The sequence below is a fragment of the Bradyrhizobium ottawaense genome (assembly GCF_002278135.3).
GTDB classification, from domain to species: domain Bacteria; phylum Pseudomonadota; class Alphaproteobacteria; order Rhizobiales; family Xanthobacteraceae; genus Bradyrhizobium; species Bradyrhizobium ottawaense.
The window spans coordinates 2,254,088-2,274,235 of the sequence record NZ_CP029425.2; the positions used below are offsets into that span (position 1 = coordinate 2,254,088).

Annotated in this window: 18 protein-coding genes; 13 read left to right on the forward strand and 5 right to left on the reverse strand. The window is 63.9% G+C overall.

Going from position 1 to position 20,148, the window contains the following annotated elements; translation table 11 throughout:
• The first annotated feature begins 162 nt into the window (after positions 1-162).
• Genes CIT37_RS10705 through CIT37_RS10715 form a run of 3 tightly spaced genes read left to right on the forward strand, consistent with a single transcriptional unit; the run spans position 163 to position 5,513 of the window.
• Positions 163-1,443 (forward strand): HlyD family secretion protein, encoded by a 1,281-nt coding sequence (locus CIT37_RS10705; RefSeq protein WP_240536535.1) that lies wholly within the window; start codon positions 163-165, stop codon positions 1,441-1,443.
• Between the two features lie 12 nt (positions 1,444-1,455).
• On the forward strand, positions 1,456-3,612 hold the full coding sequence (locus tag CIT37_RS10710) for a glycosyltransferase (protein ID WP_028145624.1): 2,157 nt from the start codon (positions 1,456-1,458) through the stop codon (positions 3,610-3,612).
• Positions 3,609-5,513: a diguanylate cyclase domain-containing protein gene (locus CIT37_RS10715; protein ID WP_161966370.1), complete on the forward strand. Its 1,905-nt coding sequence runs from the start codon at positions 3,609-3,611 to the stop codon at positions 5,511-5,513. Before CIT37_RS10710 ends, CIT37_RS10715 begins: the two co-directional genes overlap by 4 nt.
• Before the next feature lie 30 nt (positions 5,514-5,543).
• On the opposite strand, the gene CIT37_RS10720 is transcribed toward CIT37_RS10715, so the two are convergent.
• Complete coding sequence (locus CIT37_RS10720; RefSeq protein ID WP_095426017.1) at positions 5,544-6,767, reverse strand: polyhydroxyalkanoate depolymerase; 1,224 nt, start codon at positions 6,765-6,767, stop codon at positions 5,544-5,546.
• Positions 6,768-6,923: 156 nt separating this feature from the next.
• Between CIT37_RS10720 and CIT37_RS10725 the strand changes: the two genes are divergently transcribed.
• Positions 6,924-7,580: a glutathione S-transferase family protein gene (locus CIT37_RS10725; RefSeq protein WP_095426018.1), complete on the forward strand. Its 657-nt coding sequence runs from the start codon at positions 6,924-6,926 to the stop codon at positions 7,578-7,580.
• A gap of 280 nt (positions 7,581-7,860) precedes the next feature.
• On the opposite strand, the gene CIT37_RS10730 is transcribed toward CIT37_RS10725, so the two are convergent.
• Complete coding sequence (locus tag CIT37_RS10730; RefSeq protein WP_018318578.1) at positions 7,861-8,085, reverse strand: hypothetical protein; 225 nt, start codon at positions 8,083-8,085, stop codon at positions 7,861-7,863.
• Positions 8,086-8,268: 183 nt separating this feature from the next.
• On the opposite strand from CIT37_RS10730, the gene CIT37_RS10735 reads away from it, so the two are divergent.
• Positions 8,269-8,622 carry a hypothetical protein gene (locus CIT37_RS10735; RefSeq protein WP_095426019.1) on the forward strand — a complete coding sequence of 118 codons (354 nt, stop codon included), beginning with the start codon at positions 8,269-8,271 and terminating at the stop codon, positions 8,620-8,622.
• 9 nt (positions 8,623-8,631) lie between these two features.
• Here the strand turns inward: CIT37_RS10735 and CIT37_RS10740 are convergent, their stop codons facing one another.
• Positions 8,632-9,735 carry a mandelate racemase/muconate lactonizing enzyme family protein gene (locus CIT37_RS10740; RefSeq protein ID WP_095426020.1) on the reverse strand — a complete coding sequence of 368 codons (1,104 nt, stop codon included), beginning with the start codon at positions 9,733-9,735 and terminating at the stop codon, positions 8,632-8,634.
• 172 nt (positions 9,736-9,907) lie between these two features.
• Here CIT37_RS10740 and CIT37_RS10745 point away from each other — a divergent pair, with 172 nt between their 5' ends.
• The 5 genes from CIT37_RS10745 (at position 9,908) to CIT37_RS10765 (ending at position 15,167) form a co-directional block, all read left to right on the forward strand.
• Positions 9,908-10,741, forward strand: a complete 834-nt coding sequence (locus CIT37_RS10745; protein ID WP_095426021.1) for an AraC family transcriptional regulator — start codon at positions 9,908-9,910, stop codon at positions 10,739-10,741.
• A gap of 138 nt (positions 10,742-10,879) precedes the next feature.
• Positions 10,880-11,818, forward strand: coding sequence for an SMP-30/gluconolactonase/LRE family protein (locus CIT37_RS10750; RefSeq protein WP_038973439.1), 939 nt, complete (start codon positions 10,880-10,882; stop codon positions 11,816-11,818).
• Positions 11,819-11,976: 158 nt separating this feature from the next.
• Entirely contained in the window at positions 11,977-12,570 is a 594-nt protein-coding gene (locus tag CIT37_RS10755) for a GNAT family N-acetyltransferase (protein ID WP_038950869.1), read from the forward strand.
• A gap of 16 nt (positions 12,571-12,586) precedes the next feature.
• Positions 12,587-14,233, forward strand: coding sequence for a GMC family oxidoreductase (locus tag CIT37_RS10760; protein ID WP_095426022.1), 1,647 nt, complete (start codon positions 12,587-12,589; stop codon positions 14,231-14,233).
• A 121-nt stretch (positions 14,234-14,354) separates the two neighbouring features.
• The gene (locus CIT37_RS10765; protein ID WP_095426023.1) at positions 14,355-15,167 is read left to right on the forward strand and encodes a hypothetical protein; all 813 of its coding nucleotides are present in this window, start codon (positions 14,355-14,357) and stop codon (positions 15,165-15,167) included.
• Between the two features lie 942 nt (positions 15,168-16,109).
• Here the strand turns inward: CIT37_RS10765 and CIT37_RS10770 are convergent.
• Positions 16,110-16,952 (reverse strand): AAA family ATPase, encoded by an 843-nt coding sequence (locus tag CIT37_RS10770; RefSeq protein WP_095426129.1) that lies wholly within the window; start codon positions 16,950-16,952, stop codon positions 16,110-16,112.
• A gap of 95 nt (positions 16,953-17,047) precedes the next feature.
• Positions 17,048-17,293 carry a GlsB/YeaQ/YmgE family stress response membrane protein gene (locus CIT37_RS10775; protein ID WP_018318587.1) on the reverse strand — a complete coding sequence of 82 codons (246 nt, stop codon included), beginning with the start codon at positions 17,291-17,293 and terminating at the stop codon, positions 17,048-17,050.
• 123 nt (positions 17,294-17,416) lie between these two features.
• On the opposite strand from CIT37_RS10775, the gene CIT37_RS10780 reads away from it, so the two are divergent.
• From CIT37_RS10780 to sseA, 3 genes are all read left to right on the forward strand, one after another.
• A complete protein-coding gene (locus tag CIT37_RS10780; protein ID WP_028145611.1) occupies positions 17,417-18,592 on the forward strand; it encodes a vWA domain-containing protein in 1,176 nt (391 codons plus the stop codon).
• 131 nt (positions 18,593-18,723) lie between these two features.
• On the forward strand, positions 18,724-19,137 hold the full coding sequence (locus CIT37_RS10785; RefSeq protein WP_028145610.1) for a rhodanese-like domain-containing protein: 414 nt from the start codon (positions 18,724-18,726) through the stop codon (positions 19,135-19,137).
• Between the two features lie 141 nt (positions 19,138-19,278).
• Positions 19,279-20,139 carry a 3-mercaptopyruvate sulfurtransferase gene (gene sseA, locus CIT37_RS10790; RefSeq protein ID WP_099421848.1) on the forward strand — a complete coding sequence of 287 codons (861 nt, stop codon included), beginning with the start codon at positions 19,279-19,281 and terminating at the stop codon, positions 20,137-20,139.
• Positions 20,140-20,148 lie beyond the last annotated feature (9 nt).

The window sequence follows — 20,148 nt, forward strand, 5'->3', positions numbered from 1 at the left end:
CGAGTCTGCCGCGGCGGCGAATCCTGATTTCGGCTGGCGGCAATGTTGTCGGATTGCTCCTTGCCTCAAGGCGCAGACGTCATCCCAGCGCCGGGCCATGCGGCGATTGGCTTGCCTTCGCTGCGGCTGGCGCAGCGACCAAAGCCCATTGGAGATCCAGTCGTGGTTCGTTTGCACGTCGAACGTTTCATTCGTAGCCGGGTTGTTCGTCGAGCCCTGGCGCTCGGGATCATCGCGCTGAGCGGATGGGCCCTGTTGCCGTATGTGACCTACCGAATCGCTCCCTCCGCATTCGTCAATGCCGAGCTCATGCGGGTGACTGCACCCTTCGCGGGTCAGCTCTCGCCTGATCTTCCACGCAAGGGTGAATATTTCCAGCAGAGCCGGGTGGTGCCGATGGTCGGGGCGCGGTCGCCGGATCGCCGGCACCTCATGGACCTCGATCAGCAGCTTGCCATGTCCACCAAACGCGCCGAGCTCGCACGTCGGCAACTCGAGGAAATCGCCGGGCTCGATCGCAAGCTCGGCGAGCGCAGCGAGGACTATCGTTTGGGGATGGTCGCGCGCCTGAACCACGAGATCGGCGAAACGGAAGTTGAAAAAGGCGGCTGTCTCGCCGAGGCGCGGCAGCGGAACGATGTCGCGGGCCGGATGGAGAGGCTCGTGAAGCTCGGCATCAGTTCGCAAATCCGCTCCGGTGAGGCCCAGGCCTCGCAGGAGGCAACCGCAACGCGGTGCCAGATGGCCGATGAACGCCTGCAGCGCCTCAAGACCGAGTTGGGGGCGGCCGAGAAGGGCATTTATCTTCGTGGCGACGCCAATGACGTGCCGTATTCTCAGCAGCAGCGCGAGCGGCTTGTCCTCCGCCGCCAGGAGCTCGAGACAGACCTGTTGCAGAACAGCTCACGTGCCACGCAGCTGGCCGCGGAAATCGCAGAGGAACGCACTCGGCTCGATCGTCTCGATCACTACGATCTGTCCTTGCCCGCAGCCCATGTGGTCTGGTCGGTCGCGGCCAGCCCGGGCTCGATGGTCACGGAAGGGCAATCGGTCTTTGATTTTGCAGATTGCGAACGCCGATTTATCGTTGTTGAACTCCCCGAACGCGATTTCGAGAAGATCAAGGCCGGAGATGCGGCTACCGTGCGCCTGATTGGGAGCCGCGAATGGAAGACCGGCCAGATCCGGCAAGTCCGCGGATCGGCAGCGTACGGCGATGATCGGCTGCTTGCGGCTCGGGTGCCGCGGCCCGATCCGGGCAACATTACCGTTGAGATATCGCTTCCGCCCAATGAGACGTCGGCCGACCATAACGGCTCCTGCGATATCGGACGGTTGGCTGAGGTGCGCTTCGAGCGTAGCGCCGACGGCCTGCTACGATTGGTCAGCTCGAAGTTGAAATGGCTGACCGCGCGCCTGGAGCTCGATCATTCGTCCCTGTGAGCGAGATGTTCCATGCAGGCCATGACTCTGCCTCTTTCTCAGCTGTTCGCGCCGATGCTGGGCATCTTTGCGGCGATGTACCTGTTGGCGCCGACCTTTCCAGTCGCGCGCCTTTGGGCGCGTGTCGCGGTCTTTATCGTGGTTTGGCTTGTGGTCGCCCGCTATCTCGAATGGCGTATTTTCACAACCGTGCTGCCGGCAAGCGGGACTTGGTATCAGGTCGGCTGGATCTGGTTCTGTCTCTTCGTCGAGCTTCTGACCTTCACAGATCAGTTCATTCTCTATCTGACGTTCCTTCGCAGGACCGATCGCAGCAGCGAAGCAGATCAGCACGAGCATCGGCTTCGCAGCCTGCCGGATGACGAGCTGCCCTCGGTCGACGTCTTTATTCCGACCTATGACGAGCCATTCGAGGTGCTGGAAAAGACGATCACTGGCGCGTTGTGTCTGGACTATCCAAACATCCACGTCTGGGTCCTGGATGATGGTCGCAGACCCTGGCTCAAGGAACTCTGCGAACACAAGGGCGCCGGGTATCTCACGCGCGCCGACAACTTGAATGCCAAGGCCGGCAATATCAATCATGCGCTGACGAAGACGAGCGGCGAGTTCTTCGCGATCTTTGACGCGGACTTCGTGCCGCAGCGCAATTTCCTGATGCGGTCGATGGGCTTCTTCGCTGATCCAAAGATCGGAATCGTTCAGATCCCGCACACCTTCTACAATGAGGACCCGATGCAGGCGAATCTTGGCCTGCACAGGGGGCTGCCGGACGAGCAACGGTTCTTCTTCGATTCCATCATGCCAGCGCGCGACGGCTGGGATGGTGCCTTTTGTTGTGGTTCCAACTCCGTCACGCGTCGCGCAGCACTCCGCGCCGTGGGCGATGCCTTGCCGACCCAGTCCATTACGGAAGACATCCTGCTGACGCTGGTCCTGCTGCGCAAGGGGTACGTCACTCGCTATCTACACGAGCCGCTGGCGATTGGACTGGCGCCGGAAAGCCTTGACGCCTTTTTCGTGCAGCGGCAACGCTGGGCGCGTGGCGCGATCCAGACGCTGTATCTCGCCGACGGCCCGCTCGGCCCCGGATTGGGCTTGATGCATCGGCTCCTGTTCTTTCCGACCCATTGGCTCTCATTGGGCCTGCGGGCGCTCACGGTCGTGGTGGTTCCGATCGTGTTCATGTGGACTGGGCTCGCGCCTGTCGTCGACGTTACCCCTGAGTCGGTCTTCTACTACTTATTCCCCGCGATCCTGGCGCTCAACGGCGGCATCTCGTGGTTTGCGCCGCACGCGCATTTTCCGCTCGCCGCTCAGGTGTCGGCGACGATACAGAGCTTCAAGATTCTGCCGACGGTGCTTGGGACTCTCGTCAAGCCGACGGGACATGCGTTCAGGGTGACGCCCAAGGGAGTTGCCGCGCGGTGCGCAAGCTACGCCGCGGAGATATTCTGGCCGTCAGCGGCCTTGATGGCGTTGACGGTTGTCGGCCTGGTTGTGAACACCATCCCGGAATGGCGGATGATCGATCATCCGGCCGCTTTACCGATGGTCGCCTTCTGGTCGGTGGTGAACATCGTCGTGCTCTTCTTCGTCTGCATGACCTCGCTGCAGGCGCGGATGGGACGCGCCGAGGAGCGTTTCGACTTCGATGAATCAGTCTTGATCGAGACTGGCACCGGCGAGCGGCTTTCCGGGCGCGTGAGCAACATCTCCCTCTCTGGCGCCGGCGTTCTGCTCGGCGCCGGCATTGACTGTCCTCGCGGTGGAGAACCGCTGCGCGTGCACATCGCGCAGGTGGGGTGGATCGACGCGATGGTCGTGCAACGAAGAGGCCATCTCATCGGGCTGCAGTTCCATTTGCCGCAGTCGCTTGAACGAGACCTGCTGATCCGCAAGCTCTTTACCGTCGCCCGTCTGAAGGGGAACGGTGTCATCGCATGCTCCGTGAACAGGGCTATGCTCAAGAACATCTGGTCAATGGCCGCGCCGTTGCCTCACATTGTTACAACTGGCGCGAAGCCCGCATCGCTCTCGCCGACGGTGCGTCTGCCGGCAGAGAGCCTGGTCATTCGGCCTCAACCGCGGATCGACGATTTGGCACATCTTGCCGGAGTTCGAAGCCTGCATCCGACGAGTTTTACTGAACCTGGCTGCGTCTCTTGATCGATCACCGTAGTGATGTTCGCCAGGGGCGTCTGACGCTCTGGGCCTCGGCATTCGTCGTGGTCGCCTGCTTGGCGATTGTCGCAATCAGCGGTTGGCGGGAGTGGTCCTCGCGACAGACGGTGCTGAAGGGCTCCGAAACAGACATGGCCAATCTGGCCCGGTCGGTGACGCAGCACGCGGACGATACGTTCGAACTCGCGGACACCGTTCTCAATGTGTTGGTTGGCCAACTCGAACTCGAGGGAACCAGCCCGGCGGCAATCGCCAAGATTCAGACCTTTCTTTCCCGGCGCAAAGCCGCGAACCGGATCCGCGCCGTGTTCGTCTATGACGAGACCGGCCGCTGGCTCGCGACCAGCGAGCCTGTGGATTTCGCCGGCCTCAACAACAGCGACCGAGAGTATTTCCAGCATCATCGTGCCGTGGCTGACCGGGGCACCTTCATTGGGTCTCCAGTGAGGAGCAGGTCGGGCGGGCAATGGATCATCGCCGCGTCGAGGCGCTTCAATCATCCTGACGGCAGTTTTGCCGGAGTTGCCCTTACCACGATCGACGTCGACTATTTTCTGCAGTTTTATCGTGGTTTCGACGTCGGCCAGAGCGGTTCAATTGCACTGGCGACAGCGAACGGCATTATCCTCGCGCGTAGCCCGGACAACGGATATACGGGCCGCGATCTGTCGGGTGCTCCGCTCTTCAGGATTATCCGTGAGCGGCCGGCCGCGGACGTCTACTACTTCACGTCGCCTCTCGACGGCGTCCGGCGTCTGAGCTTTTATCAACTCAGCAGTCGCTACCCCGTTCTCGTGGTTGCTACAGAATCGGAAGATGACGTTTTGGCCCCCTGGCGCCGAGCCGCGCTGACACGCATGGCTGCGGTGCTCGGGCTGATAGGAGGACTCGCTGTTGCGGGGCTCTTGCTGGTGCACCAGCTGCACCAGCGGCAAAAGATGGCCGCTGCCCTGGTCGCCAAGGAGGCGGATTTTCGCCTCCTTGCAGAGCAGTCGGGAGACATGGTCATGCGCATAGCGGTCGATGGACGGATCCTCTATGCGTCGCCATCCAGCGCTCGGATTCTTGGCTGGGCTCCAAACCAGTTGGTGGATACGTCAGCCCTCGCCGGCATAAATCCCGCGGACCTGGCCCGGGTTGGGCAGACGCTCTCCGCGTTGGGGAACGGCGAAGCCGAAGAGGCTAGAATCACGTATCGCATCCGGCATCGCGAGAAAGGCGAGGTCTGGATCGAAACCGCACTGCGCGTCGCCAGGAGTGCGCAGAGTGGAGACATCAACGGCGTGGTGGCGATCTCGCGCGACATGTCCGAACGTAAGGATCTGGAGGATAGACTGGCGGCTCTCGCCAGTTCGGATGGCCTGACGGCCTTGGCAAACCGCAGACACTTCGACGAACGGCTTGAGGCGGAATGGGACCGAGCCAGGCGCGAAGGAACGCCCCTGTCACTGTTGATGATGGACGTCGATCATTTCAAGAGTTTCAACGATCAGTACGGGCATCAGGCTGGCGATGCATGTCTTCGCTCGGTCGCCGGGGTCCTGGCGGAGCAGGCCAGACGGCCGGCAGACGTAGCCGCTCGGTATGGTGGTGAGGAATTCATCTTGCTGCTACCAAATACCGACATGGAAGGGTGCGAGCAGGTCGGAGAGCGAATCCGGCAAGCGATTCAGGACCTCGGCATCCTCCACGCGCTCAACCCGCCATCCAGGCAGGTCACCCTCAGCATTGGTGGCGCCACACATATGTCGTTCGGCGACAAGGCGGATTGCACGTCGCTGATAGCGGCTGCGGATAAGGCGCTTTACGCCGCCAAGGAGGGCGGACGCAACCGCCTGGTGATGTCAGGGCAAGTCGTCGCGTGGCCCGGCTCGATACGGGCTTGAAGAGCAATTCCAGCGCGCCGCGGCGTGGTGTCACGAATTGACGTGCACGAAATCCCGCAGCAGCGGATAGATCTCGTTGTTCCAGCGCCGGCCTGAGAACACGCCGTAATGGCCGACGCCGGCCTGCATGTGGTGGACGCGCCGATAGGCGCGCACGCCGGTGCAGAGGTCTTGGGCAGCAAGGGTCTGGCCGATCGAGCAGATGTCGTCCTTCTCGCCCTCGACCGTCATCAGCCCCATGCGGCTGACCGCCTTGGTGTTCACGGGGCGGCCGCGATGCATCAGTTTGCCTTGCGGCAACAGGTGCTCCTGGAAGACGTCGCGCACGGTCTCGATGTAGAACTCGGCCGGCAGGTCCATCACGGCGAAATATTCGTCGTAGAAGGTCTTGATGGTCGCGGCCTTGTCCTTCTCGCCCTTGGCGATGTGGTTGGCGAGGTCCATGTGCTGCTTGATGTGGCGCTCGAGGTTCATCGAGACGAAGGCGGTGAGCTGCACGAAGCCGGGATAGACTTTCCGCAGGGCGCCGCGGCACTGCATCGGCACGTAGTTGATCAGGTTCTGCTCGAACCATTCGATCGGCTTGCTCTTGGCGAAGTCGTTGACCCTGGTCGGCTGGATGCGGGTGTCGATCGGCCCTGCCATCAGCGTCAGCGTCGCCGGGCGCGAGGGATGGTTGTCATCGCACATGATCGCGGCGGCCGCGAGCGCCGACACCGACGGCTGGCAGATCGCCACCATGTGCGGGTGCGGACCGAGCTGTCCGAGGAAATCGATCAGATGCTCGGTGTAGTCGTCGAGCCCGAAGCGGCCCTCGCTGCGCGGGATGTCGCGCGGATTGTGCCAGTCGGTGATGTAGACGTCGTGGTCCTGCAGCAGCGTCTGCACGGTGCCGCGCAGCAGCGTTGCGAAATGGCCGGACATCGGCGCCACCAGCAGCATGCGCGGCTGCTCCGTCACGCCGTCCTTCCTGAAGTGCAGCAGCGAGCCGAACGGTGTCGCGTAGGCGATCTCCTCGGTGACGGCGACTTCGCGATTGCCTACCATGACGCTGTCGATGCCGTAGGCCGGGCGATGATAGGTGAGGGTGGAGCGCGAGATCAGCTCCAGCGCCGCCGACAGCCGGCCGACGACCTGATCCGACATGCCCTGCGGCACCAGATTGAGGAATCTGAGCGCGGACGAAGCCCCCGCGCGCCACGGCGCAGTCAGGTCCATCTGGTTCTGAAAGGCCTGATAATACATCGACATCATACTGAAGTGCCCACCTGTCCCCCGTCTTGATGCAATATCGAAGCCAGATGGGGCCGGACCGCCGGCAAAATTGGCACGTCGCTTGCTGCTCTTTGGGTGGGAAGGACGGGGCGCGCACGCGCGGCAGTGCGCTCCCAGGCGTGAGGGAAGGGCCATATGGCGAAGGCGACACTGACCATCAGCAGCAAGAACTACTCGTCCTGGTCGCTGCGCGGCTGGCTGCTGACGAAATTCTCCGGGCTCGATTTCGAGGAAATCGTCACCGCGCCGGACGATCCGTCGGCGCGCGCCGAAATCCTCTTGCTGTCGTCGTCGATCCTGGTGCCGTGTCTGCGGCACGACGGTGCCGTGGTCTGGGATACGCTTGCGATCGCCGAATACCTCAACGAGGCGATGCCGTCAGCCGGCCTGCTGCCTGATGACCGCGTGCAGCGCGCCCATTGCCGCTCGATCTGCGGCGAAATCCATTCCGGCTTCACCACCTTGCGCGCCTCGCTGCCCGTCAATCTGAAAGGACATTTTCCCGGCTTCAAGATCTGGTCGCGCGCCCAGGCCGACATCGACCGGGTCTGGTCGATCTGGCGCTACTGCCTGGAGAAATCCGGCGGCCCGTTCCTGTTCGGCGAGCGGCGCACCATGGCGGATGCGATGTACGCGCCCGTGGTCACGCGCTTCGTCACCTACGACGTCAAGCTCGAGCCGCAGCTGAAGGCCTACGCCGACACCGTCATGGCGATGGATGAGATGAAGGAATGGATCGCGGCGGCGAGCGAGGAGCCGGCCGAGATCGAGGAGCTCGAGGTCGAATATTAGGCAGTCCTTGCCTGGCCCTGCCTGTTTCGGGGGCGGGTGCCGGCCAGGGTGGTCTTGCGCGCTATGCCCTTGTCGCGATTAACCTTTGGCGCCCGTGCCCGGCCCGGGCCATCCGCCGCGCTGCGCAGATATTGTACGCGCCGGTAGAGCCGCATCGACATCTAGCCGTGAACAGCTGCGTACGCGGCCGTTCGGCCGATTCGGACGTGATTCGTTCGGGCCGCGTTCCGAAGGTTAAGGCGGAGCGCGGCGCCGTTGCATTTTGGAACAGATGCAGGCGTCAGGCGGCCCCGCGCTGCCTCACGCGCGGCAGGCGCCAGCCGATGACGGTCGCTTCCACCGCGATGCCGGCCTCGTGGTTCTGCCAGCGTCCCTCGACATAGCGGCAGGCGAACGGCAGCTGGTACGTTCCGCTGTGGTCCTCGCACAGCACTTCGAGCGCAAGCCCCGGCGGTGGTTCTCCGGCGCCGTCGAATTCCGCCAGTCGTCTATCGCGCGTTGCCATTCCAAAAATCTCCCCTAAACAAAGCCGCGGAACAGCGCCCACTTCTTCCGCGTGCCGATCATCGTTCCCCGTCCAAGGGAACGATGCAAGCTCAACGCGAGAATGCGGTACGAGTGTGGTAGCCCTGAGTGGCTGTGCGCAAAAAGCGCACATTGCCGTGATCGATTGGACGAGGAACCTCTCATGCTGCTTCGAAACGCCGGCATTTGTTTCGCAATATTGCTGCTCGCAACGCTGGCGAATGCGCAGGTGCACGCGCAGGACGTGCCCGGCATCGAGATCTGCACGGTCGAGAAGACCATGGAGCGGCGCACCAGCTGCCTGCAGAGCAATGTCGACTTCCTGCAGAAGACGATCACGAAGCTGAACCTCGACCACCAGCAGAAGCTGGATGCAGCAAACCGCCAGATCGACGCGTTGAAGACGAACCTCGCGGGCCTGCAGAAGACGCTTCTCGATCTCCAGGCCGCCCAGGTGAAGACGGCCGAGGATCTGAAGAAGAAGCAGGACGCGCCGCCGGCGAAGGACGCGAAATGAGCGCGCCGGTCACGTCACGCGATAGCGCTCCATCACGTCCCGATCGGGCTCATAACCGAGCCCGGGTCCCGAAGGCACCGCGACATGGCCGGTGGCATCGCTATCCGCGCGGCCGCCCCAGAGGCAGGCCTCGCGCTTGAGATAGAACATCTCGACCAGCCCGTCGTCGCGTGTCGCGAGGAGATGCAGCGTCGCGAGCAGGCCCGGACCGAAATACGGGGAGTGCGGAACGATCTCGACGCCGAGCTGATCGGCGAGCGCCGCGACCTTCAGAAATTCCGTGATGCCGCCGACCTTGGTCACCGACGGCTGGGCGTGGCTCACCGCGCCCGCCTCCATCATCTGGCGGAATTGATATTCCGTGCAGGCATTCTCGCCGGCGGCGATTCCGAGCCCGCCTTTGCTGCGGACCTCGGCGAGCGCGGCGAAGTCTTCCGGCGGCCACACCGGCTCCTCCAGGAACATCGGCCGCGCATCGCGGCACGACGTCGCGAATGCGATCGCCTGCTCGGCCGTGAGCGGACAGTTCATGTCGACCATCAGCGGAATGGCCGACCCGATCGCCTCCCGCGCGGCGAACACCGCAGGCGCCGTGGTCTCGTGCAGCTTGATTGCGCCATAGCCGAGCGCCAGCGCCTTCCTGCATTCGGCCGCGATGTTGTCGGGCGAGCCGATCCGCAGCAGGCTCGCATAGGCGGGAATGGCCGTGCGCCTGGTCTCGCCGAGCAGGCGATGCAGGGGCACGCCCTCGACCTTGGCAGCAAGGTCCCAGAGCGCGATGTCGAGCCCCGAGATCGCGAACATGGTGATGCCGTAGCGGCCGAACAGATGCAGATTGCGCTGGATCTGCTCCATCGCGGCGGGGATGCCGGCGGCATCGGGCACCTTCAGCCCGCGGGCCTGCGGCGCGATCATCTCCTCGACGGCGCTGCGCGTGGTGCGCGGGCAGACATAGGCGAACGCATCGCCCCAGCCGGTCAGCCCGGCGTCGGTGGTGACCTCGACGAGCACCATGTCGAGCGCGGTGATCGCGGATGCGCCCTGGCGGAAGCTCGCAACGCCGGCGTCATAGGGGATGCGGATATGGTGTGCCCGCACATCGGTGATTTCCATGACGCGGGTTCCTCTTTCTCGTGAGCGGTTTCCAAACAGTCTAGCCGCGAACGCCAAGGCGTTGCCAGTGGCCATTCCCGGACTATCCTTGCGCGAGGACAGCAATGCCGATCAAGCGAAGCCGGCGCCGACGGCGCATCATCGTCACGCTTTGAACGAGGGTTGAGCCGCCATGAACCCTGCCCAGCGCGCGCTCTGGTATATCGAGAGCCATCTGGCCGAGCCGATGACGCTCGACGAGATCGCTGCGATCTCGGGCGTGTCGCGGTTCCACATCGTGCGCGCGTTTGCCGCAGCCACCGGCCTTCCGGTGATGCGCTACGTCCGCGCGCGGCGGCTGACCAAGGCGGCGCGTCTTCTCGCGAACGGCGCGCCTGATATCCTCAGCGTCGCGCTGGAGGCCGACTACGGCTCGCACGAAGCTTTCACCCGCGCGTTCCGCGACCAATTCGGCACCACGCCCGAAGCGGTCAGGGCGGCAATGTGCGCCAATGACCTCAAGCTTCAGGAGCCGATCCTCATGGACTCCACCATGCTCGACCATCTCGCCCCGCCGCGCTTCGAGACCGCGCGGGCGTTGCTCGTCGCCGGTCCCGGCGAGCGCATCTCTTGCGACAACGGCGCCGTCATCCCCGGCCTGTGGCACCGCTTTCATCAGGAGGTCGCCGATATTCCCTCGAGGGTCGGACAGGTCGCCTACGGCGTCTGCTGCAACGGCGACGATTCCGGCAATTTCGACTACATCGCTGGCGTCGAGGTCGCCGAGTTCTCGGACCTGCCGCGACGCTTCGCCCGCATCCGCATCCCCGAGCAGCGCTATGCCGTGTTCACGCATACCGAGCACGTCGCCTCGATCCGCCGCACCGTCAACACGATCTGGAATCGATGGCTGCCCGCCTCGGGTTTGACGGCCGCGGACGCGCCGAGTTTCGAGCGCTACGACGAGGCGTTCGATCCCGCAACCGGCAATGGCGGCTTCGAGATCTGGCTGCCGGTGAAGCCGTAGGCTTCCGCAACGCTGGCATACCATCCCGCTTGCTTGGCAAGCCGGGGTGTCTTTGTCATAACCGCAGGCAAATCTTGCGTGTGGGGCCCGTGCCGGACATCCCGTGCAAGTCATAACAATCAGCCGGGAGGGGCCCCAATGTCCACCGCCACGTCCAACGTCCGCGTTCTCGCCACCGACCTCGAATTTCCCGAAGGGCCGGTCGTGATGCCTGATGGTTCGGTGGTGCTGGTGGAGATCCGCGGCCAGCGCCTGACGCGCGTTTATCCCGACGGCCGCAAGGAGATCGTCGCGAAAATTCCGGGCGGGCCGAACGGCGCCGCGCTTGGCCCCGACGGCAAGATCTACATCTGCAACAATGGCGGCTTCTCCTGGATCCCGACCCGCAACATGATCATGCCGGGCCCGCAGCCCGACGATTACCTCGGCGGCTCGATCCAGCGCGTCGATCTGCAATCCGGCAAGGTCGAGACCGTCGTCACCAGATGCGGCGCGCACGATCTGCGCGGGCCGAACGATCTGGTGTTCGACAAGCAGGGCGGCCTGTGGTTCTCCGATCTCGGCAAGCGCCGCGCCCGCGAGATGGACGTCGGCGGCATGTACTACCTCAAGCCTGGGATGACCGAGCTGGTCGAGGTCGTGCACGGCATATTGCCGGCGAACGGCATCGGGCTGTCGCCGGATGAGAATACCGTCTACATCGCGGAGACGCCGACCGGCCGGCTCTGGGCCTACGAGCTCTCCGCGCCCGGCACGCTGAAGCCGCGCGACGTGATCTATCGCGGCGAGCGGGGTAAGCCGATCTGCGGCCTCGGCGGCTACCAGATGTTCGACTCGCTCGCGGTGGAGGCGAACGGCAATGTCTGCGTCGCCACCCTCGTTTCCGGCTGCATCTCGGTGATCGCGCCCGACGGCACGCTGGTCGAGCAGGTCCCGACCGGCGACCGCGTCACCACCAACATCGCCTTCGGCGGCCCCGCGCTGAAGACCGCCTACATCACGCTATCGGGCAAGGGCGAGCTCGTCGCCATGGACTGGCCGCGTGGCGGTTTGCCGTTGAACTTTTTGAACAAGTGAATGTATCTGGACGAGCCGTGCCAATACATCCGTCGTCATTCCGGGATGCGTGCGCCGGCACGCAGGCCCGGAATCCATAACCCCGAGCGGTGGTTATGGATTCCGGGCTCGCCGCTTCGCGTCGCCCCGGAATGACAGCAGTCAATATGGAGTGAGAAATGCCCTGGCCCGATCCCATCACCCTGCGTGGACAGCACGCCCGTCTCGAGCCGCTGTCGCAGCAGCATCTCGACGGGCTGGTGACGGCCGTGAAGGATGGCGAGCTGTCAAAGCTCTGGTACACCGCGATCCCGCTGCCGGACAACATGGCCAAGGAGATCGACCGGCGCCTGGGGCTGCAGGCTGCCGGCTCGATGCTGCCGTTCACCGTGTTCGACGCCGGCGGCAACATCGTCGGCATGACCACTTACATGAACATCGATGCCGCCAACCGCCGCGTCGAGATCGGCTCGACCTGGTACGGCAAGAGCGCGCAGCGCGGCCCGCTCAACACGCAGTGCAAGCTCTTGCTGCTGCGCCACGCCTTCGAGACGCTGAACTGCATCGCGGTCGAATTCCGCACCCACTTCTTCAACCACCAGAGCCGCCGCGCCATCGAGCGCCTCGGCGCCAAGCAGGACGGCATTTTGCGCAGCCATCAGGTCGCGCCGAACGGCAGCTTGCGCGACACTGTGGTCTACAGCATCACCGCCGCCGAATGGCCGACGGTGCAGACGCATCTGGAATTTCAACTCAACGACAAGCCGCGCTAGGAGCGGCCGAGGCACCATGGACAGATTTGATTATGTGATCGTCGGCGCGGGCTCTGCGGGTTGCGTGCTCACCAGCCGGCTGAGCGAAGACCCCAACGTCAGCGTCTGCGTGCTGGAAGCCGGCCCGTCCGACTGGCATCCCTACATCCATCTGCCGGCGGGCTTCATCAAGACCTTCCACATGAAGAGCATCAACTGGGCCTATCAGCAGGAGCCGGGGCCCTGGACCGGCGGGCGCAGCATCTATGCGCCGCGTGGCAAGACGCTCGGCGGCTCCTCCTCGATCAACGGCCACATCTACAACCGCGGCCAGCGCATGGATTTCGACACCTGGGCGCAGATGGGCAATCGCGGCTGGGGCTATGCCGACGTGCTGCCTTACTTCAAGCGGCTGGAGAAGCGGGTCGGCGAGGGCGACAACAATTTTCGCGGGCGCGACGGCAAGCTCACCGTCACCACCATGGAGTGGCGCGATCCGCTCTGCGAAGCCTTCATGGAAGGCGCGGTCTCGCTCGGCATCCCGCGCAACCCCGACTACAACGGCGCCAAGCAAGAGGGCGTCTCGTACTGCCAGCGCACCATCGACAAGGGCCTGCGCGTCTCCGGCTCGACCGCCTTCCTCAAGCCCGCGATGAAGCGGCCCAACGTGCATGTGCACACCCATGCGCATGCCACCGAGATCATCTTCGAGGGCAAGCGCGCCGTCGGCGTGCGCTACACCAAGGGCGGCCGCGGCGGCACGCCGGTGGAGGTGCGCGCCAACAAGGAAGTCATCCTGTCCGGCGGCACCTATAATTCGCCGCAACTGCTGCAGCTCTCCGGCGTCGGCTCGCCCGATCTGCTGCAGCAGCACGGCATCGCGGTGCGTCACGCGCTGCCGGTCGGTGAAGGCCTGCAGGACCACTACGCCCCCCGCACGGTGGCGCGCGTCAAGGACATCAAGACCATCAACGAGCTCCGCCGCGGTGTCTCGCTGTGGATCGAGGCGTTGAAATGGGCGACCGCGCGCCGCGGCCTGCTCTCGCTGTCGCCGACCATGGTTTATTGCTTCTGGCACTCCGGCGAGAGTGCCGACTCATCCGACCTCCAGCTCACCTTCACGCCGGCGTCCTACAAGGAAGGCGTGCAGGGCCAGCTCGAGGACGAGCCCGGCATGACGGTGGCCTCCTGGCAGCAGCGCCCGGAGAGCCGCGGCTATGTCCGCATCCGCTCCAATGATCCCTTCGCGCCCCCGATCATCCAGACCAATTATCTGGACGCCGAGCTCGATCGCCGCGTCATCGTCGGCGGCATGAAGCTCGCGCGGCGCCTGCTCAAGAGTGCGCCGCTCTCGCCCTATTACGCCTACGAGGATTTCCCCGGTCCCAACATCAACACCGACGACGAGTTTTTGGCGGCCGCCACCGAGCGCGGCACCACCACCTTCCACCCCGGCTGCACCTGCCGCATGGGCCCGGCGGATTCCACCTGGGCGGTCGTCGACGACCAGCTCCGCGTCCACGGCCTGGAGGGCCTGCGCGTCATCGACGCCTCCGTCATGCCCCGCATGATCTCGGCGAACCTCAACGCGTCCACGATGATGATCGCCGATCGCGCCTCGGACCTCATCCGCGGGAAGGCGCCGATGGAAGCCGCGCGCATTCCGGACGCCGCGGTGGCGTGACATCTTCGTAGGATGGGTAGAGCGCAGCGAAACCCATCATCGTGCAGCGCTTGCTGAGCCCGATGGGTTTCGCTGCGCTCTACCCATCCTACGATTTCCGCCCATCGAATGAGTCGCATCCATGGAAGATCATCCGCTTCTTGACATCGTGACGAAATGGCCCGGTCGCCGGCCGACGCAAGCCGCGTTCGAGGCGCTTGGGTTCTCGCTCCACAGGGCGCGGCAGGACGAGCTCATTCAATTCTGTGGAACGGAGTGCTCGGACCTGCTCTACCGATATTGGGACGAAGTCGCTCTTGAAACGATGCAGTCGCTTGGACAGGGCAATCCCGACGGACGAACCTTCGTCATCATGCCGAAAAATCGTTCCGCCTTGCTGGACGAACTCTTCGCCGCCAGAGATTTTGTCGAGCCGCCATTCGTCGCCCCGCCACTCGTGAGATGCGTGTTCGAGCACCTTCGGAAAGTCTATGGGGACCAGGAGTTCCGCGAGAACCGGGTCGCCCATCTGGATCGGTTGCAAAGGGCGGAAGCCGAGCGTCTGCGCATTGATCCAGGCGGTGGACTTCGAATGAAAAAGGACGTCATTCCCTTCCTGGAAGAGTTTTGCGGCGTGCTGGGATTTGAAGGCCGTTCCCGGAATCGATGGCAGAAAAAGGTCGGCGGCTGCCTTGTCTTCGAGATTGGCGTTTGGCTCGGCGGAAATGCCTTTCGCATGTGGTCTCCGCTCAAGTTTCGCATCGTCCACGTGCGCGAGCCAAAATACGCATTCGAGACTGAGGGAGGCGCTGTGTTGGGCCGGCTCATCCCCGGAGCGGACTTGTATGGGCGATGGGGCAGCGATCTTGAATATGTTCTCGGCATCAGGGCTCTCATCGAGCTGTTCAATGTCGTCGCTGGCACGTTCGAGGATGCTCTAGCGAGCGGTTCCTGAAACGGTTGCTCGTGAGTCCCGTCGGGCAAAACACCCGCAACCCGTCAACCCCTCCGCGCAAAAATATTCCACTTTACCGAAATTCGGAATTGCGGCATACATCGAAGCAGCCCGGCCCGACGAAGAGGGGCGGTTCGCGAGTCGTTCGAGACGCGGGCCGGGTTGCGGTGGACGCGGCAGCGTCGTGCGCGAGAGGCGTGGGCAGGGCGGGTAGTCCCTGTGAGCCCGAGGCTTCGTGCGGACGAGCGGCGCTGAAGTTCGGCGAAGCCTCTTGGCGAAGCCGGATGAGCTGCGTACGGCAAAACCGTGTGGTCCTGGCCGTCGTTGCCACGGTCAAGCCTGTCGCGGAGATGTGCGCGAGCCCAACCGGGCAGACGGCATCATCCAATTCGCGGGGCGAGGGAGGCCAGAGGGAAAGTTCGGCTCCCGGGAGATCACGGCATAAGCCGTCCGACCATCGCGCAGGGAAGGCCGTGTGTTCGGCCGCACCTGTATGCCGCTGTGCAGTCCTTTTGCGCTATCTGCGCACAGCGGACCGCGGGTGCCAAGCCGGCACCCGGCCTTCCCTGCGCCCTCTTTCCTTGGGGGCGACGGAGAGAGCAAAGCTCGGGCGAGATGCGTCGCGAGGCTGAGGTGTGTCTGCGATTCAAAATGCGAGTCGGAAGGGCAACTGCTGCCTCATACTCCGTCATTGCGAGCGCAGCGAAGCAATCCAGACTGTCACCGCGGAGGCATTCCGGATTGCTTCGCTGCGCTCGCAATGACGGTGTGGAGAAAGCGGCGCACCGAACTCTACTCTCGTGCCCCGGACGCAGCGCAGCGTCTCTTGACGGTGCGCTGCAGAGCCGGGGCCCATGTCGCCGCATTGTACCGTGTCGCCTACCGGGTCCCGGCTCTGCGCAGCAGCGTTGCACGCTGCAGCGCGTCCGGGACACGGGAAGGTCACACTTCCCGTCTGCTCAAGAATGCCAGCCGCTCGAACAGATGCACGTCCTGCTCGTTCTTCAGCAGCGCGCCGTGCAGCGGCGGGATCAGCTTGCGCGGGTCGCGTTCCCTCAGCTGCTCGACGCTCATGTCCTCGTTGAGCAGCAGCTTGAGCCAGTCCAGAAGCTCCGACGTCGACGGCTTCTTCTTCAGGCCGGGCACCTCGCGCACCTCGAAGAAGATGCGCAGCGCTTCCTCGACCAGGCGCTTCTTGATGCCGGGGAAGTGGACGTCGACGATGCGGCCCATCGTGTCGGCGTCGGGGAACTTGATGTAGTGGAAGAAGCAGCGGCGCAGGAACGCGTCCGGCAGCTCCTTCTCGTTGTTGGAGGTGATCATCATGATCGGGCGCTGCTTGGCCTTGATCGTCTCGCCGGTCTCGTAGACATGGAATTCCATGCGGTCGAGCTCGAGCAGGAGGTCGTTCGGGAATTCGATGTCGGCCTTGTCGATCTCGTCGATCAAGAGCACCGGCCGCTGCTCGGCGGTGAAGGCGTCCCACAGCTTGCCGCGCTTGATGTAGTTCTTGATGTCGGACACCCTGCTATCACCGAGCTGGCTGTCGCGCAGGCGCGACACCGCGTCGTATTCGTAGAGGCCCTGCTGCGCCTTGGTGGTGGACTTGATGTGCCAGGTCAGCAGCGGCGCCTTCAGAGCCTTCGCGACTTCCTCCGCCAGCACCGTCTTGCCGGTGCCGGGCTCACCCTTGATGAGGAGCGGGCGCTCGAGCACGATCGAGGCATTGACGGCGACCTTGAGATCGTCGGTCGCAACATAGTCCTTGGTGCCGGTAAATTTCATCGCGTGTCCTTGGGTCATCGTCGGCGAGAGGCGTCGGCCCCGTCGCGACAAGCGAACGGCCGCTCGCGGCGGCTGTTCCTGGTTCGGTCAGGCTTTCAGACCCGTTTTATCAGCGAAAGGATGACGAGCACAATCACCGCGCCGATCGTGGCGTCCACGATGGCGCCGACCGTGCCCGTTGCCAGCTGGATGTGCAGTTGGGGCAACACCCAGCTTGCGACCAGCGCGCCGATGATGCCGACGACGATGTTGCCGATCAGTCCAAATCCCGCCCCGTGGACAATCTTGCCCGCAAGCCAGCCCGCGATCGCACCGATGATGAGTGCTGCGACAATTCCCATTGCAAACGTCCCCAAAACAACCCCGTGAGGGCCCCAATTCTAGAGCAAAAAGCTTCGCGGTCCAGCACCCCGCGGCGGTCTCCGCCCCTTGACGTCAGCCACCCGACGGGCAATCTGTCACCCATGTTCCTGCAATTCTTCACTTCTCTGCGCGATGCGCAGGTCCCCGTGACGCTGCGCGAATACCTCACGCTGATGGAGGCGCTCGACGCTGACCTGTCGGATTATTCGGTGGAAAATTTCTACTACCTGTCGCGCACCTCGCTGGTGAAGGACGAGCGCAACCTCGACAAGTTCGACCGCGTCTTCGGCACGGTGTTCAAGGGCCTGGAAAACCTGCTCGACGCCATGGAGAAGGCGGAGATCCCCGAGGAGTGGCTGAAGAAGCTCGCCGAAAAATACCTGACTGACGAAGAGAAGAAGCAGATCGAGGCCATGGGCTGGGACAAGCTCATGGAGACCCTGAAGAAGCGCCTCGAAGAGCAGAAGGGGCGGCACCAGGGGGGCTCGAAGTGGATCGGCACCGCCGGCACCTCGCCGTTCGGCGCCCACGGTTACAATCCCGAGGGCGTGCGCATCGGCCAGGAGAAGAACCGCAACAACCGCGCCGTGAAGGTGTGGGACAAGCGCGAGTTCAAGGACCTCGACGGCAATGTCGAGCTCGGCATCCGCAACATCAAGGTGGCGCTGCGCCGCCTGCGCAAATTCGCGCGCACCGGCGCACCCGACGAGCTCGATCTCGACACCACCATCCGCGAGACCGCCAATCACGGCTATCTCGACGTCCACATGCGCCCCGAGCGGCGCAATGCGGTGAAGCTTTTGGTGTTCTTCGACATCGGCGGCTCCATGGACGCGCATATCGAGCAGGTCGAGGAGCTGTTCTCGGCGGCGAAGAGCGAGTTCAAGCACATGGAGTATTTCTACTTCCACAACTGCCTCTATGAGGGCGTGTGGAAGCAGAACAAGCGCCGCTTCACCGACCGCACGCCGACCTGGGACGTGCTGCACAAATACCCGCACGACTACAAGATCGTGTTCGTCGGCGATGCGTCGATGAGCCCGTACGAGATCATGGTGCCCGGCGGCTCGGTCGAGCATGTCAACGAGGAGCCGGGCTCGGTCTGGCTCGACCGCATCATCCGCACCTATCCGCATGCGGTGTGGCTCAATCCGGTCGCTCAGAAGCATTGGGACTATTCGGAATCGACCACCATCATCAAACGCATTTTTGCGAACCGCATGTACCCGATCACGATCGAGGGGCTTGAGGGTGCGATGAAGGAATTGACGCACTAGCTTCTCGTCATTCCGGGGCGCGCGTAGCGCGAACCCGGAATCCATCGGGCCGCAATGTTCGTCGATGAATGGATTCCGGGTTCGATGCTGCGCATCGCCCCGGAATGACGAAAGAAGAGAAGGGAAGACCCATGCCCCAAAACATCACCCGCGGCATCAAGGCGCTGATCGACGAGGCCAATGCCGAGATCGAGACGCTCAACGCCAAGGACGCCATCGAGATCTCCAAGAATGGCGACGTCGTCATCGTCGACATACGCGACCCTCGCGAGATCGAGCGCGACGGTCGCATCCCCGGCGCGTTCGCCTGCACGCGCGGCATGCTGGAATTCTGGATCGACCCGCAGAGTCCCTACGCCAAGCCGGTCTTCCAGGAGGACAAGAAGTTCGTCTTCCACTGCGCCGGGGGCCTGCGCTCCGCACTCGCGGCCAAGACCGCGCAGGACATGGGCCTGAAGCCCGTCGCCCACATCGCCGGCGGCTACGCCGCCTGGCGCGATGCCGGTGGGCCGACGGAAGCGTGGGAGCCGAAGAAGAAGGGGTGAATTGGATACCGCGCGTACCACACACTCCGTCATGGCCGGGCCTGTCCCGGCCATCCACGTTCTTGCTCGCGCGCCGAAAGACGTGGATGCCCGGGACAAGCCCGGGCATGACGACCGACAAAGTTGCCAGAGAGTACATCAATGACTGACACCCCCACCGACCCCCTCGTCTCCACCGAATGGCTCGCCGCCCACATCAACGACGCCAACGTCAAAGTGCTCGACGCCAGCTTCAAGCTGCCGGGCGTGCTGCCGCTGCCGAAGGACGACTATCTCGCCGCGCACCTGCCCGGCGCTGCGTTCTTCGACGTCGATGCGGTGTCGGACCATTCCAACCCGCTGCCGCACATGTATCCGAGCGCCGAGCAGTTCTGCCGTGACATCGGCAATCTCGGCATCTCCAACGCCGACACCGTCGTGCTCTACGATGCCGGCGGCTGGGTCGCCGCACCCCGCGCCTGGTGGATGTTCCTGGCCTTCGGCCATAGCAACGTGCGCATCCTCAATGGCGGCCTGAAGAAGTGGCGCGCCGAGGGGCGAGCGGTCGAGAGCGGCGAGGTGAAGCCGAAGCCAGCGACGTTCAAGGCGAGCTACGATTCAAATCGCGTGCGCAGCATGCAGCAGCTGATCGCCAATGTGGAAAGCCGTGCCGAGCAGGTGATCGACGCGCGCGCCGGCGACCGCTTCGAGGGCCGCGCCCCCGAGCCGCGCGCCGGCATCCGCTCCGGCCACATCCCCGGCGCGCGCAACGTGCCCTACAATCAGCTGTTCGATGCCGCGACCGGCACGATGAAGCCGCTCGAGGACTTGCGCGCCGCCTTCACGAGCGCCGGCGTCAAGCTCGATGCGCCGATCGTGACGAGCTGCGGCTCGGGCGTCTCAGCCGGGGTGCTGACGCTCGCGCTCTATCGCCTTGGGATCACCGACACCGCGCTCTATGACGGCTCGTGGTCGGAATGGGGCCAGGAGGGCGGCCCGGCCATCGCGACCGGGCCGGCGTGAGCGTCACGA

Excerpts from the sequence above, each read along its gene's own strand:
- CIT37_RS10745 (WP_095426021.1), top strand. The coding sequence starts at position 9,908 with ATGAACCCTGCCCAGCGCGCGCTCTGGTATATCGAGAGCCATCTGGCC.
- sseA (WP_099421848.1), top strand. The coding sequence starts at position 19,279 with ATGACTGACACCCCCACCGACCCCCTCGTCTCCACCGAATGGCTCGCC.
- CIT37_RS10785 (WP_028145610.1), top strand. The coding sequence starts at position 18,724 with ATGCCCCAAAACATCACCCGCGGCATCAAGGCGCTGATCGACGAGGCC.
- CIT37_RS10765 (WP_095426023.1), top strand. The coding sequence starts at position 14,355 with ATGGAAGATCATCCGCTTCTTGACATCGTGACGAAATGGCCCGGTCGC.
- CIT37_RS10775 (WP_018318587.1), bottom strand. The coding sequence starts at position 17,293 with ATGGGAATTGTCGCAGCACTCATCATCGGTGCGATCGCGGGCTGGCTT.
- CIT37_RS10730 (WP_018318578.1), bottom strand. The coding sequence starts at position 8,085 with ATGGCAACGCGCGATAGACGACTGGCGGAATTCGACGGCGCCGGAGAA.
- CIT37_RS10750 (WP_038973439.1), top strand. The coding sequence starts at position 10,880 with ATGTCCACCGCCACGTCCAACGTCCGCGTTCTCGCCACCGACCTCGAA.
- CIT37_RS10740 (WP_095426020.1), bottom strand. The coding sequence starts at position 9,735 with ATGGAAATCACCGATGTGCGGGCACACCATATCCGCATCCCCTATGAC.
- CIT37_RS10725 (WP_095426018.1), top strand. The coding sequence starts at position 6,924 with ATGGCGAAGGCGACACTGACCATCAGCAGCAAGAACTACTCGTCCTGG.
- CIT37_RS10760 (WP_095426022.1), top strand. The coding sequence starts at position 12,587 with ATGGACAGATTTGATTATGTGATCGTCGGCGCGGGCTCTGCGGGTTGC.
- CIT37_RS10735 (WP_095426019.1), top strand. The coding sequence starts at position 8,269 with ATGCTGCTTCGAAACGCCGGCATTTGTTTCGCAATATTGCTGCTCGCA.
- CIT37_RS10780 (WP_028145611.1), top strand. The coding sequence starts at position 17,417 with ATGTTCCTGCAATTCTTCACTTCTCTGCGCGATGCGCAGGTCCCCGTG.
- CIT37_RS10755 (WP_038950869.1), top strand. The coding sequence starts at position 11,977 with ATGCCCTGGCCCGATCCCATCACCCTGCGTGGACAGCACGCCCGTCTC.
- CIT37_RS10710 (WP_028145624.1), top strand. The coding sequence starts at position 1,456 with ATGCAGGCCATGACTCTGCCTCTTTCTCAGCTGTTCGCGCCGATGCTG.
- CIT37_RS10770 (WP_095426129.1), bottom strand. The coding sequence starts at position 16,952 with ATGAAATTTACCGGCACCAAGGACTATGTTGCGACCGACGATCTCAAG.
- CIT37_RS10720 (WP_095426017.1), bottom strand. The coding sequence starts at position 6,767 with ATGATGTCGATGTATTATCAGGCCTTTCAGAACCAGATGGACCTGACT.